General features: G+C 68.6%; 12 protein-coding genes. 8 read left to right on the top strand and 4 right to left on the bottom strand.

Annotated elements, in window-relative coordinates; genetic code table 11:
- Positions 1-60: 60 nt before the first annotated feature.
- Both BT364_RS03185 and BT364_RS03180 read right to left on the bottom strand, forming a co-directional pair.
- Positions 61-1,272: an alpha/beta hydrolase gene (locus BT364_RS03185; RefSeq protein ID WP_072483492.1), complete on the bottom strand. Its 1,212-nt coding sequence runs from the start codon at positions 1,270-1,272 to the stop codon at positions 61-63.
- A gap of 230 nt (positions 1,273-1,502) precedes the next feature.
- Positions 1,503-2,168, bottom strand: coding sequence for a TetR family transcriptional regulator (locus BT364_RS03180; RefSeq protein ID WP_072483491.1), 666 nt, complete (start codon positions 2,166-2,168; stop codon positions 1,503-1,505).
- Between the two features lie 117 nt (positions 2,169-2,285).
- On the opposite strand from BT364_RS03180, the gene BT364_RS03175 reads away from it, so the two are divergent.
- Complete coding sequence (locus tag BT364_RS03175; protein WP_072483490.1) at positions 2,286-3,896, top strand: MFS transporter; 1,611 nt, start codon at positions 2,286-2,288, stop codon at positions 3,894-3,896.
- A 187-nt stretch (positions 3,897-4,083) separates the two neighbouring features.
- Positions 4,084-4,461, top strand: coding sequence for a peptidase inhibitor family I36 protein (locus BT364_RS03170; RefSeq protein WP_072483489.1), 378 nt, complete (start codon positions 4,084-4,086; stop codon positions 4,459-4,461).
- A 90-nt stretch (positions 4,462-4,551) separates the two neighbouring features.
- Here BT364_RS03170 and aceE read toward each other — a convergent pair whose 3' ends face one another.
- The gene (aceE, locus tag BT364_RS03165) at positions 4,552-7,284 is read right to left on the bottom strand and encodes a pyruvate dehydrogenase (acetyl-transferring), homodimeric type (RefSeq protein ID WP_072483488.1); all 2,733 of its coding nucleotides are present in this window, start codon (positions 7,282-7,284) and stop codon (positions 4,552-4,554) included.
- A 470-nt stretch (positions 7,285-7,754) separates the two neighbouring features.
- On the opposite strand from aceE, the gene BT364_RS03160 reads away from it, so the two are divergent.
- The 6 genes from BT364_RS03160 (at position 7,755) to BT364_RS03135 (ending at position 12,429) form a co-directional block, all read left to right on the top strand.
- A complete protein-coding gene (locus BT364_RS03160; protein WP_072483487.1) occupies positions 7,755-8,192 on the top strand; it encodes a DUF3052 domain-containing protein in 438 nt (145 codons plus the stop codon).
- Positions 8,193-8,377: 185 nt separating this feature from the next.
- A complete protein-coding gene (locus BT364_RS03155; protein WP_072483486.1) occupies positions 8,378-8,836 on the top strand; it encodes a peroxiredoxin in 459 nt (152 codons plus the stop codon).
- Between the two features lie 146 nt (positions 8,837-8,982).
- Entirely contained in the window at positions 8,983-9,558 is a 576-nt protein-coding gene (locus BT364_RS03150; protein WP_072483704.1) for a TerD family protein, read from the top strand.
- 171 nt (positions 9,559-9,729) lie between these two features.
- Positions 9,730-10,305: a TerD family protein gene (locus BT364_RS03145; protein ID WP_072483485.1), complete on the top strand. Its 576-nt coding sequence runs from the start codon at positions 9,730-9,732 to the stop codon at positions 10,303-10,305.
- Positions 10,306-10,377: 72 nt separating this feature from the next.
- On the top strand, positions 10,378-11,520 hold the full coding sequence (locus tag BT364_RS03140) for a DUF475 domain-containing protein (RefSeq protein WP_072483484.1): 1,143 nt from the start codon (positions 10,378-10,380) through the stop codon (positions 11,518-11,520).
- 174 nt (positions 11,521-11,694) lie between these two features.
- A complete protein-coding gene (locus BT364_RS03135; protein WP_072483483.1) occupies positions 11,695-12,429 on the top strand; it encodes a TerD family protein in 735 nt (244 codons plus the stop codon).
- A gap of 48 nt (positions 12,430-12,477) precedes the next feature.
- Here the strand turns inward: BT364_RS03135 and BT364_RS03130 are convergent, their stop codons facing one another.
- Complete coding sequence (locus BT364_RS03130; RefSeq protein WP_072483482.1) at positions 12,478-13,335, bottom strand: TerD family protein; 858 nt, start codon at positions 13,333-13,335, stop codon at positions 12,478-12,480.
- Between the last annotated feature and the right edge of the window lie 146 nt (positions 13,336-13,481).

Here is a 13,481-nt window from a genome sequence, read left to right as displayed (position 1 = left end):
CTCGTACGTCCCCCCTCGGCGCAGGCATCGGTCGATGGTCAGCCAGGGCCCCCGCGCCCGTCAGATGCCCTGGCTTCTGGTGATTCGTTCGCGGCAGTCGCCGTCGGAGACCGCGCAGCTCACCGATTCGTAGGCGCCCACGCCGATGGCGGCGAAGTTGCCGAGACTCTCGGTACCCGGCTCGAAATAGCCGCTGTGCCCGACCGCGTCGCCCGCCGAGACGATGCGTGCGCCGAAGCCCGGGTCGACCGGGTCCGCGCCGTGGCCCAGCCCGCCGAGCTCCAGGTTCGGTACGTCCTCGATCCAGTCGTCGCGATCACGCATCGCCCACACCCTGGCCCCGGTCCGCAGCTGCGCGGCGTTCTCCACCCGCATGCCGGGGCTGCCGGCCACCGCGATGTCACCGACCCTGGAGGGCAGTTGGTGCGCGGCGACCCCGCAGAGCACCGAGCCGTAGCTGTGGCAGAACAGCGAGACCGGGGCATGACCGGGCAACGCGTCCACCAGCGCCTTCAGCCGCACCGCCCCGCGCCCGGCGAGGTTGCCCAGGGCCGCGTCCATGCCGATCCCGGCGGGCGTGGTGTAGTCGGCCCAGGCGACGACGGCGGTACGGATGCCGGGGCGCGCGGCGCGCTCCGCCGCGTACAGCGACTTCGCCATGCCGACCGGGGCGGCGTTCACCTTGGGCGCGGACCGCTCCAGCGTCAGCAGATTGGTGTCGACGCCGGGGACGATCACGGAGATCCGGTCGGCCCGGTCGAGACTGCCGAACACCTCGGCGGCCCGGCCCTTCCCGGACGGGTCGAAGGTGAGGAAGTGGCGGCCCCGGGCGAGCATCGAATCGAAGCGGTGCATCCGGCGGACCGCCTCGGCGCGGCCGTCCGGGGAGAGCCGCACATCGTGCATGCGGCGCCGCTCGACCTGCCGCGCCTGTGCGACGGCCCGCCGGTTGGCGCGGTAGCGCAGGGTGACCGGGGCGCCGTTCAAATTGCCCACGACCAAGGGGTACTTGTCGGCCAGCGCGGTGCGCTGCGCGGCCGTGAGTATGGCGAAGAACTGGGCCAGCCGGTACGGCGGGGCGTCGGCGTCCGGCAGCGCATGACCCGCCACCCGGCCCCGCGCCCAGGCGGCGAGTGCGATCGTGCGTGGCTCGTCGGAGGGTTGGTGACGTACGGCGGTCCAGCCAGTGGTCGCCAGCATCACGAACACGACCGCGACGGCGAGCAGCGCGCGCCATGCGGTGAGCGTGGGGGAGGAGTCGAAGGAAGTCACTCCGGCCCACATTAGGAGACGCGCGACGGCAGCCGTGAAGAGGGTGACGCACATCACTCGGCTGCGGGGAATTCGAGTGTGTGCTTTTCACGCTGTGTGGTTGTCACACGCACGCTCAGGCGCGCGGAGCGCCTCCGGGATGTCACATGTGGCCGCCGGGGAGCGGCTGTTGTGAAGTCGGTCATGCCGAGGCGGTGAGGCGTGCGGCACATCGGACGGGGGTTCCGCCGTCAGGCCGGCCCGGCGTCCGCCCGCCAGTTGCCGGCCAGTGCCGGTCCGAGCTGGTCCAGGTACGACTCGGTCAGGGCGCGCAGCGAATCGACGTCGCCGTCCCGGCTCCGCCCCCAGAGCTGGCCGGTCACCCGCATCACCCCGCAGAACGCGGCCACGGCGACCCTCGGCCGCGGGTCCTCGTCCACGTCGAGCCCCTCGCGCCCGGCGATCAGCAGCGCGAGATGGTTCTCCAGCGTGCTGCACCGCCGCAGATGGGCGGCGAGCAGCGAGGGCGTCGACTCGATCATCCGGTACGTACGCATGTGGAGTTCGACCGTGATGATCTCCTCGATCACCTCGCCGAGGCTGTTCCAGGCGCAGAGGACCGCGTTGCGCATCGCCTCGAACGGGGCCTCGTCGTCGGGGCGTCGGCGCAGCTGCGTGAGGAAGTGCGACTCCACCATCTCCTGGATGGCGAAGGCGGCTTCCTCCTTGGAGGCGAAGTAGCGGAAGAAGGTGCGCTGGGAGACCTCCACGGCGTCGACGATCTCGTCGACGGTGGTCTCTTCGTACCCCTGGGTGGTGAAAAGATCGAGGGCGGCGTGCAGCAGGGCGTCCCGGGTGCGTCGCTTCTTCCGCTCGCGCAGTCCGGTCGGGTGCGCGGCCCGCTGCCCATCGGTCACTTGACTGGCCTTCTTTCTCCTGCTTCGTCCAGCTCAGCGTATCTGTGAGCTACGTGACAGTTACCGACTTGTGAAATGGTTTGTCAACTGTCAGAGGCTGACACTAATGTCCCGGGCATGACTAGTCAGACCACCGTCGACAAGGCGTCGCGGGAGCCGCGGAAAGCTGCCGCTCCCGTACCTGCCAAGGGGCTGCGCGGCCACCCCTGGCTGACGCTCTTCTCCGTGGCCATCGGCGTGATGATGGTCGCGCTCGACGGCACGATCGTCGCGATCGCCAACCCCGCCATCCAGCAGGATCTGAACGCCTCGCTCGCAGACGTCCAGTGGATCACCAACGGCTACATGCTCGCCCTCGCGGTCTCCCTGATCACCGCGGGCAAACTCGGTGACCGGTTCGGTCACCGCCAGACCTTCCTCATAGGTGTCGTGGGCTTCGCCGCGGCATCCGGGGCCATCGGCCTCTCCGACAGCGTCGCCCTGGTGATCGTGTTCCGGGTGCTCCAGGGCCTCTTCGGCGCCCTGCTGATGCCCGCCGCGCTCGGCCTGCTGCGCGCCACCTTCCCGGCCGAGAAGCTGAACATGGCGATCGGCATCTGGGGCATGGTGATCGGCGCCTCGACCGCCGGTGGTCCGATCCTCGGCGGCGTGCTCGTCGAGCACGTCAACTGGCAGTCCGTCTTCTTCATCAATGTGCCGGTCGGTGTGATCGCGCTGGTGCTGGGCCTGGTGATCCTCAAGGACCACCGCGCCGAGAACGCGCCGCGCTCCTTCGACATCGGCGGCATCGTGCTGCTGTCGCAGGCGATGTTCTGCCTGATCTGGGCGCTCATCAAGGGCTCCGAGTGGGGCTGGGGCGACTACAAGACGCTCGGCTTCCTGGGCGCCGCCGTGGCCCTGTTCGTGGTCTTCGCGCTCTCCCAGAAGAACGTCAGGGAACCGCTGATCCCGCTCGCGATGTTCCGGTCCGTGCCGCTGTCCGCGGGCGCGGTCCTGATGGTGCTGATGGCCTTCGCGTTCATGGGCGGCCTGTTCTTCGTCACCTTCTACCTCCAGAACGTGCACGGTCTGAGCCCCGTCGACAGCGGCCTGCACCTGCTGCCGCTGACCGGCATGATGATCGTCGCCTCGCCGCTCGCGGGCGCCATGATCACCAAGTTCGGCCCGCGGGTTCCGCTGGTCGGCGGCATGGTGTGCACGGCGGTCGCCATGTTCGGCATGTCCCGGCTGGAGATCGGCACCGGCACCCTGACCATGTCGATCTGGTTCGGCCTGCTCGGCCTCGGCCTCGCCCCGGTGATGGTCGGCGCCACCGAGGTCATCGTCGGCAACGCCCCGATGGAGCTCTCCGGCGTCGCGGGCGGTCTCCAGCAGGCCGCCATGCAGGTCGGCGGCAGCCTCGGCACGGCGGTGCTCGGCGCCGTCATGGCTTCCCAGGTCGACTCCAAGCTGGCCGACAACTGGGAGGCGGCACAGCTCCCGCCGCTCAGCCCGCAGCAGCTGGACCAGGCGTCCTCGGCCGTCGAGGTCGGCATCCCGCCGGTGGGCGGCAACGTCCCGCCGGAGATCGCGGGGAAGATCGCGGGCGTCGCCCATGACACCTTCGTGTCAGGGATGAGCACGGCGTTCATGGTCGCAGGCGTCGTCGCGGTGGCCGCCGCGCTGGTCGCCACGCTCACCAAGCGCGGTGCGAACGCCGAGGCGGGCGCGGGCGCCGGTCACATCTGACCGGACCCACGACGGCTCCCGGGCTCCGCGCCCACGCGTCAACACAGTGCGTACAACAGCCCCGCCGGACCCGTCCGGCGGGGCTGTCGCCTATCCGGGTGGTGTGGTCCGCGGCCCCTTTCCCGGACGCTTGGCCGCAGGTCAGGGTGCGTACAACTGATCCGCACCACCACGGGGGACGATTTCCATGCGTACGACCGTTCTTGCCACCGCCCTGGCCGCCGCCGCCCTGGCAGCCACCGCCCTGATCCCGCAGACCGCCGCCCACTCCGCGCCCGTAGGGCTCGGCTCCTGCGCCGCCGGCCAGCTCTGCCTCTGGGACGAGCCGGACTTCACCGGCACCCGCCGGACCCATGAGCTGTCCACGACCGACATCGAGAGCTGTGTCCCGCTGCCGAAGGGCAGCAAGGTCCAGGCACTCGCCAACCGCACCGGCCGCCCCGTCACCACGTACCAGTCGGCGGAATGCGCCGAGACCGGCGAGTTCGAGACCTACCCGGGCGGCGGCACCTGGGTTCCCCGGTCCCCGTACCAGGTCAGGGCCTTCAAGATCTGGGAGAACTGACCGCGGCCCGGGGTACGAGGGATCGGCCGCGGACGCCGAAGGGCGGCGGGACCTCCCGGTCCCGCCGCCCTTCGTACGTACTCCTCGGCCCTACGCGTCGCCGCCGGCCGCGCCCGGGTCGGCCGCGGTCACATCCAGCAGCTCGTACCGGTCGATGGCCTGCTTCAGCAGCGAACGGTCGATCCGGTTCTCCTTCGCGAGCTCGGTGAGCACCGCGAGGACGATCGACTGCGCGTCGATGTGGAAGAACCGGCGGGCCGCGCCACGGGTGTCGGCGAAGCCGAAGCCGTCCGCACCCAGCGACTGGTACGCACCGGGCACCCAGCGCGCGATCTGGTCCGGCACCGAACGCATCCAGTCCGAGACCGCCACGAACGGACCCTCGGAGCCGGAGAGCTTCCGCGTGACGTACGGGACGCGCTGCTCCTCCTCCGGGTGCAGCAGGTTGTACCGCTCCACGTCCACGGCCTCGCGGCGCAGCTCGTTCCAGGAGGTCGCCGACCAGACGTCCGCCCGGACGTTCCACTCGTCGGCGAGGATCCGCTGCGCCTCGAGGGCCCACGGGACCGCCACACCGGACGCCAGGATCTGGGCCGGGATCTCGCCCCGGTCGGCGGCCTTGAAGCGGTAGACACCCTTGAGGATGCCGTCCACGTCCACGTTCTCGGGCTCGGCCGGGTGCTGGATCGGCTCGTTGTAGACCGTGAGGTAGTAGAAGACGTCCTCGCTGTTCTCGCCGTACATCCTGCGCAGACCGTCCTTGACGATGTGCGCGATCTCGTACCCGAACGCCGGGTCGTACGCGACACAGCCCGGGTTGGTCGAGGCGAGCAGCTGCGAGTGGCCGTCCGCGTGCTGGAGACCCTCACCGGTCAGCGTCGTACGGCCGGCGGTCGCACCCAGCACGAAGCCGCGCGCGAGCTGGTCGGCCATCTGCCAGAACTGGTCACCGGTGCGCTGGAAACCGAACATCGAGTAGAAGACGTACACCGGGATCAGCGGCTCGCCGTGCGTGGCGTACGCCGAACCGGCGGCGATCAGCGACGCCGTGCAGCCGGCCTCCGAGATGCCGTCGTGCAGCATCTGACCGGTCGGCGACTCCTTGTACGCGAGCAGCAGATCGCGGTCCACCGCCTCGTACTGCTGACCCAGCGGGTTGTAGATCTTCGCGCTCGGGAAGAAGGCGTCCATACCGAACGTGCGGTACTCGTCGGGCGCGATCAGCACGAAACGCCTGCCGATCTCCTTGTCCCGCATCAGGTCCTTCAGGATGCGGACGAACGCCATGGTGGTGGCGATCGACTGCTGACCCGAACCCTTCTTCGCGGTCGCGTACGTCTTGTCCTCAGGCAGGGCCAGCGGCTTCGCACGCACCACCCGGGTCGGGACGTAACCGCCCAGACCCTTGCGGCGGTCGTGCATGTACTGGATCTCCTCCGAGTCACGGCCCGGGTGGTAGTACGGCGGCAGGCCGTCCTCCAGCTGCTTGTCCGCGATCGGGATGTGCAGCCGGTCGCGGAACCGCTTGAGGTCCTCGACCGTGAGCTTCTTCATCTGGTGGGTCGCGTTGCGGCCCTCGAAATTCGGCCCCAGGGTCCAGCCCTTGACCGTCTGCGCCAGGATCACCGTCGGCTGGCCCTTGTGGGCCTTGGCCGCCGCATAGGCCGCGTAGACCTTCCTGTGGTCGTGACCGCCGCGGCCCAGGTGCAGGATCTGGTCGTCGGTCATGTCCTTGACCATGTCGCGCAGCCGCGGGTCGTCCCCGAAGAAGTGCTCACGGATGTACGCACCCGACTCGGTGGCGTACGTCTGGAACTGGCCGTCCGGCGTGGTGTTCAGCTTGTTGACCAGGATGCCCGTGCGGTCCTGCGCCAGCAGCGGGTCCCAGGAGCGGTCCCAGACCAGCTTGATGACGTTCCATCCGGCGCCGCGGAACTGCGACTCCAGCTCCTGGATGATCTTGCCGTTGCCGCGCACCGGGCCGTCGAGCCGCTGGAGGTTGCAGTTGACCACGAAGGTGAGGTTGTCCAGGCCCTCGCGTGCCGCGATGGAGAGCTGGCCGAGCGACTCGGGCTCGTCCATCTCGCCGTCGCCCAGATACGCCCAGACATGGGACTTGGAGGTGTCGGCGATGCCGCGCGCCTCCATGTAGCGGTTCATCCGGGCCTGGTAGATCGCGCCGAGCGGGCCGAGGCCCATCGAGACGGTCGGGAACTCCCAGAAGTCCGGCATCAGCCGCGGGTGCGGGTAGCTGGACAGGCCGTTGGGCGCCTTCGACTTCTCCTGGCGGAAGGCGTCGAGCTGCGCCTCGCTCAGCCGGTCGAGCAGATAGGCGCGGGCGTAGATGCCCGGGGACGCGTGCCCCTGGAAGAAGATCTGGTCACCGCCCAGACCGTCGTCCTTGCCGCGGAAGAAGTGGTTGAAGCCCACGTCGTACAGCGAGGCCGAGGAGGCGAAGGTGGCGATGTGGCCGCCGACGCCGATCCCCGGACGCTGGGCGCGCGACACCATCACGGCCGCGTTCCAGCGGGTCGCGTTGAGGACCTTGCGCTCGATCTCCTCGTCGCCGGGGAAGAACGGCTCGTCCTTCGTGGCGATCGTGTTCACGTAGTCCGTACTGCGCATCTCCGGTACGGCGACACGCTTCTCGCGCGCACGCTCGATGAGCCGGAGCATCAGATAACGGGCCCGCTCACGGCCTCGCTCGTCGACCGCGGCGTCGAGCGAGTCGAGCCATTCCTGGGTCTCTTCGGGATCGAAGTCCGGGACCTGGCTCGGCAGGCCGCCAATGATGATCGGGTTGCGATCGGATCCGGAAGCCACGCTGTTCCTTCGCTGTTCGGTGGTGCTCTACGGGGCCTGATCGAGGGAGAACATGCCCCCGGGATGTATGCAAGTACGCCATCACCATCGTGTACCGCGAGGGCGCAAACGTCATCTCTACCGAGGGGTAACCGCCGTGTTGTGAGACTTCGCGTCCGGTGTGCGGGGATGGTCCGGGCCAAACCGCAACCATACGCCCAAGCCGTCCAAGCGTTCCCAAAGGATGTTCGACTCCGAATGACGGACCGAAACGGCATAAGCTGTGGAAGGACGTAAAGGGTGTGGACGGTAGCGCCGGGCCCCGGAGGGGATCTGCCGACAGTGCGGCGACGTGGCAGGGAACGTCACCGTTTAGGCGGTCTCGGACGCCGGGTACTTGCGCGATCCGCCGCTCCCGTGTGGACTACGGCCAACGCCCCGCGCACGCGCGTGGCTGCAGCATTTTCCGAAACATGATCAGGAGGCAACCCGTGAGCGCGACCGCGGACCACGCGGAGGAGCGGACCAACCCGGCAGCACGCCTGGGGTTCGAGCCCGGACAGGTGGTCCAGGAGATCGGCTACGACGACGACGTCGAGCAGGAGCTCCGTGAGGGCATTGAGGCCACAATCGGCCAGGATCTCGTCGATGAGGACTACGACGACGTCGCAGACGTCGTCCTGCTGTGGTTCCGCGACGAGGACGGCGACCTTACGGACGCGCTGGTGGATGCCATTGGTCTGATCGAGGACGGCGGTACGGTCTGGCTGATGACGCCGAAGACCGGCCGTGACGGGTACGTCGAACCGAGCGACATCAACGAGGCCGCACAGACGGCCGGTCTCTCCCAGACCAGGAGCATCAACGCGGGCAAGGACTGGACGGGCAGCCGTCTGGTCACGCCGAAGGCGGCCAAAGCCAAGCGCTGAACCACGCTCGCCACGCATGCGACATGAAGGCCCCCGACGGCATCGAGCCGCCCGGGGGCCTTCGTACAGCCGTCGGGGGCCTTCGTGCCCCCGTGCGGGCGCTGCGTGGCCCGCTGCGGGCTCTGCGTAGGGTGGGAGCCACCCGGACGGCCCAGCCCGGTGAACGTAGCGAAGGGACGCTTTTCATGGCGATCGAGGTCGGTACCAAGGCCCCGGATTTCGAGCTGAAGGACAACCACGGCCGGACCGTGAAGCTCTCCGACTTCCGCGGCGAGAAGAACGTCGTGCTGCTGTTCTACCCGTTCGCCTTCACGGGCGTCTGCACGGGTGAGCTCTGCGCGCTCCGCGACGAGCTGCCGAAGTTCGAGAACGACGACACGCAGCTGCTCGCCGTCTCCAACGACTCCATCCACACCCTGCGCGTCTTCGCCGAGCAGGAGGGTCTCGAATACCCGCTGGTCTCGGACTTCTGGCCGCACGGCGAGACCTCGCGGGCGTACGGCGTCTTCGACGAGGAGAAGGGCTGCGCGGTGCGCGGCACCTTCATCATCGACAAGGAGGGCGTGGTGCGCTGGACCGTCGTCAACGGTCTGCCCGACGCCCGTGACCTCAACGACTACGTCAAGGCGCTCGACGCGCTCTGATCCGGCACCGGCGGATCCGCATGCGACCCGGTGAAAAGCCTGCTTCGCCGGGAACCGGTCACTAGGATCCAGTCGTTGATCGGATGCCAACGCAACGTGGAGGCGCCGGCGTGTGCCGGCCCCCAAGGAAACCAATGGGAGGACTCGTGGGAGTCAGCCTCAGCAAGGGCGGCAACGTCTCGCTGACCAAGGCCGCGCCGAACCTGACCGCGGTCATCGTCGGTCTCGGCTGGGACGCTCGCACCACCACCGGTGGTGACTTCGACCTCGACGCCAGCGCCCTGCTGACGAACGCCGAGGGCAAGGTCGGCAGCGACGGAAACTTCGTCTTCTTCAACAACCTCAAGAGCCCCGACGGCTCCGTCGAGCACACCGGTGACAACCTCACCGGTGAGGGCGAGGGCGACGACGAGGTCATCAAGGTGAACCTGGCCGGTGTCCCGGCCGACGTCGACAAGATCGTCTTCCCGGTCTCGATCTACGAGGCCGAGACCCGCCAGCAGAGCTTCGGCCAGGTGCGCAACGCGTACATCCGCGTGGTCAACCAGGCCGACAACAGCGAGCTGGCCCGCTACGACCTCAGCGAGGACGCCTCGACGGAGACCGCCATGGTCTTCGGCGAGCTGTACCGCAACGGGGCGGAGTGGAAGTTCCGTGCCATCGGTCAGGGGTACGCCTCGGGGCTGCGCGGCATCGCGCAGGACTTCGGCGTCAACGTCTGAGAATGCGCGACCGGGCCGTGCCGCCGAGGCGCGGCCCCGGTCACGCGGCAGTACCCCGTCCGGCGCCGCACCCTTGTGCGGCGCCGGACGCGCTCAACAGACGGCCCGGGGGGGGCTTCTCGGCCCACCGGGCCCAGCAGACGGTTCATCGACTCGGGGAGGACACACACCATGGGCGTCACGCTCGCCAAGGGAGGCAATGTCTCCCTCTCCAAGGCCGCACCCAACCTCACCCAGGTGCTGGTCGGGCTCGGCTGGGACGCACGATCCACCACGGGTGCCGACTTCGATCTCGACGCCAGTGCGCTGCTGTGCCAGTCGGGCCGGGTTCTCGGCGACGAATGGTTCGTGTTCTACAACAACCTCACGAGCCCCGACGGCTCCGTGGAGCACACCGGCGACAACCTCACGGGCGAGGGCGAGGGCGACGACGAGTCGGTCATCGTGCACCTCACTCAGGTGCCGGCGCACTGCGACAAGATCATTTTCCCGGTCTCGATCCATGAGGCCGACAACAGGGGCCAGACCTTCGGCCAGGTCAGCAATGCGTTCATCCGCGTGGTGAACCAGGCGGACGGTCAGGAACTCGCGCGTTACGACCTCAGTGAGGACGCCTCGACGGAAACCGCGATGATCTTCGGTGAGCTCTATCGGTACAACGGCGAGTGGAAGTTCCGTGCAGTGGGACAGGGGTACGCGTCCGGGCTGCGCGGCATCGCTCTAGACTTCGGGGTCAACGTTTCGTAAAGCCGCGCACGGCGCGGGGGAGCCCCGTACACCTCGGGGGAGACCCGTTACATAAACACGATGGGGTAGCCAGTGCTTCTGAAAACCTTCGGCTGGTCGTTCGCGGTTACCGCGCTCGGCTTGGTCGCAGCTGTGATCTACGGGGGGTGGGAAGCCTTCGGGATCGTCGCGATTCTTTCCGTCCTGGAGATTTCGCTGTCCTTCGACAATGCGGTGGTCAACGCCGGAATCCTGAAGAAGATGAATGCCTTCTGGCAGAAGATCTTCCTCACGATCGGTGTGCTCATCGCGGTCTTCGGTATGCGGCTGGTGTTCCCCGTCGTGATCGTGGCCATCACCGCCAAGGTCGGTCCGATCGAGGCGGTCGATCTCTCCTTCAGCCAGCCCGAGCGTTACCAGGAACTCGTCACCGACGCCCACCCGGCGATTGCCGCCTTCGGTGGCATGTTCCTGCTGATGATCTTCCTCGACTTCATTTTCGAGGACCGTGACATCCAGTGGCTGCGCTGGATCGAGCGTCCGCTCGCCAAGCTCGGCAAGGTCGACATGCTGTCGGTCTGCATCTCGCTGATCGTGCTGCTGGTCGCGGCCATGACCGTCGCGACCAACGCGCACCAGCACGGTGGCGGTCACGCGGACAAGGCGGAGACGGTCCTGCTCGCCGGTGTCGCCGGTCTGATCACGTACCTCATCGTCGGCGGCCTCTCCGGGTTCTTCGAGAGCAAGCTGGAGGAGGAGGAAGAGCGCGAGCACGAGGAGGAGGAAGAGGCCAAGCGGACCGGCAAGAAGATCTCCGCCGTCGCGCTCTCCGGCAAGGCCGCGTTCTTCATGTTCCTCTACCTGGAAGTGCTCGACGCGTCCTTCTCGTTCGACGGTGTCATCGGCGCCTTCGCCGTCACCAACGAGATCGTGCTGATGGCCCTCGGCCTCGGTATCGGCGCCATGTACGTCCGTTCGCTCACGGTCTACCTGGTCCGCCAGGGCACGCTCGACGACTACGTCTACCTGGAGCACGGCGCCCACTACGCGATCGGTGCGCTGGCCGTGCTCCTGCTCGTCACCATCCAGTACCAGATCAACGAGCTCATCACCGGCCTGACCGGCGTCGTGCTGATCGCCTGGTCGTTCTGGTCCTCGGTCCGGCGCAACAAGGCGCTGGAGGCCGAAGGCGGCGACGGCGAGGGTTCCAAGGCGGAAGTCCCGTCCGGGGTGTGACCCGGTAGGGATTGAGGAACGCTCTCAAGCGGGGCGGTCCGTGAGGCAACGGTTCTCCGGAGACATCCGGACCCGGCCCCACGGCCGCCCCGCAGCGATGTGGGCGTCCCGCGCCCGGGCGCGGGACAGCCGTGGGACGGGGCACTTTTCTACCGAGAAGCATGGGGGTTGGGGATGGCGTTCTGGGACGGCCTGTGGCCGCGGCGGGAGGCACAGTTCGAGTCGGGCAGCGCGGCGACCAGCTCCATCCTGCTCTCCCGGCGGCACGCCACGGTCTCGCTCACCAAGCAGGGGGCGCTGACCGGCAATCTGCGGGTCAATCTCTCCTGGCAGATGCGTACGTCGGACATCATGGGCCGCTCGCGGCAGAGCGGCCGGCTGCTGCGGCCGATGAAGCTCTTCCAGCCCGATGCGGTCCAGGCCCACACCCAGGGCATGGTCAACGTCGACCTGGACCTGGGCTGCATGTACGAGCTGAAGGACGGCACCAAGGGCGTCGTCCAGCCGCTGGGCAACCTCATCGGCGACCTGAACGGCCCGCCGTACGTCCGGCTCAGCGGGGACGACCGCTTCGGTGCGCCGTCGGGTGAGACCGTCTACGTCAATCTCGACCAGCGCGACCAGATCAAACGGCTGCTGTTCTTCGTCTACATCTACGACCAGACGCCGGCCTTCGACCGTACGCACGCCAAGGTGACGCTCTACCCGGGCAACGGCCCGCGGATCGAGATCGAACTCGACGAGCACGCCCCCGATGCCCGTTCCTGCGCCGTGTTCACGGTGGAGAACATCAAGGACGAGCTGATCGTGCGGCGCGAGGTGAAGTTCGTGTACGGATTCCAGTCGGAGCTGGACCGGCTGTACGGCTTCGGCATGCAGTGGGGACGCGGCTACAAGTCCCGTACCTGAGCCGGCCCCGGCCCCGTACCGGACCCGCGCCCGCCCGGGAGGCGCCCCTCAGGACCGTACGAACTGCGGTCCCTGCGGCGGCAGCACGAAGTTCGGGTCCGGGGCGGGCGCGGCTGCCGCGGCGGGCTGCGGATAGCCGTAGGCCGGCTGGGCGGCGGCGGGCTGTGGGTACCCGTACGCGGGCTGGGGCGCGGCCGGGGCCGCCGCGGGCTGCGGATAGCCGTACGCGGGCTGCTGGTGCTGGACCGTGACCTGCGAGTCGGGGGCGGGCGGCGCTGCCGGAGGGAAGTCGGGCGCGGGCGGGAACCCGGGCGCCGGTCCGGGCGAGGGAGCCGCCACGGGTGCCGGGTCAGGCTCGGCCGCGGCTTCGTCGACCGAGATGCCGAAGGCGGTCGCCAGACCGACCAGCCCGGTCGGATAGCCCTGCCCCACGGCCCGGAATTTCCAGCCATCGCCGCGCCGGTAGAGCTCGCCGCAGATGATCGCCGTCTCCTCGCCGGTCTCCGGCCGCACGTCGAAGACCGCGAGCGGATCCCCGTCGGCCGAGGCCGCGTCGTACAGCAGGATGCGCAGATCGTGCACCTGTGCGAATGCGGCGCCGTCGGAGGAAGCGGCGACGACCACCTGCTCGACCGAGGCGTCGAGCCCGCCCAGATCGGCCTCGATGGTGTCCGTGAGTCCCTCGGGGACGCTGCGCTTGGGCAGCCGTCGCACCAGGCCGGAGGGGTGGCGGGGCTGGTTGTAGAAGACGAAGTCCTCGTCCGAGCGCACGCGGCCCCCGGCTCCGAGCAGCAGGGCCGAGGCGTCCACATCCGGAACTCCGGTGCCGGGGGTCCAGCGCAGCACGGCCCGTACGGCCATGGCGTCCAGAGGGACGTTCGAGCCTTTCACCATCGCGTGCGTCATGCCCGTCATCCTGCCTGTTGGCTGCCCGCGCGGACAACGCGGGGGTCGTACCAGGTGTCCCGGCGGTATGCCGGAAGCGCGTGGTCCGCGGCGCTCCGACCCGTCGGGAAATGGACGAGTTACCCGGAATTCATGCACGTGGGGAA

Origin of the sequence: Streptomyces atratus, assembly GCF_900119365.1 — a bacterium.
GTDB lineage: Bacteria > Actinomycetota > Actinomycetes > Streptomycetales > Streptomycetaceae > Streptomyces > Streptomyces atratus_B.
The sequence above is the reverse complement of the archived record's forward strand: the minus strand, read 5'-3'. Positions and strand labels throughout refer to the sequence as shown.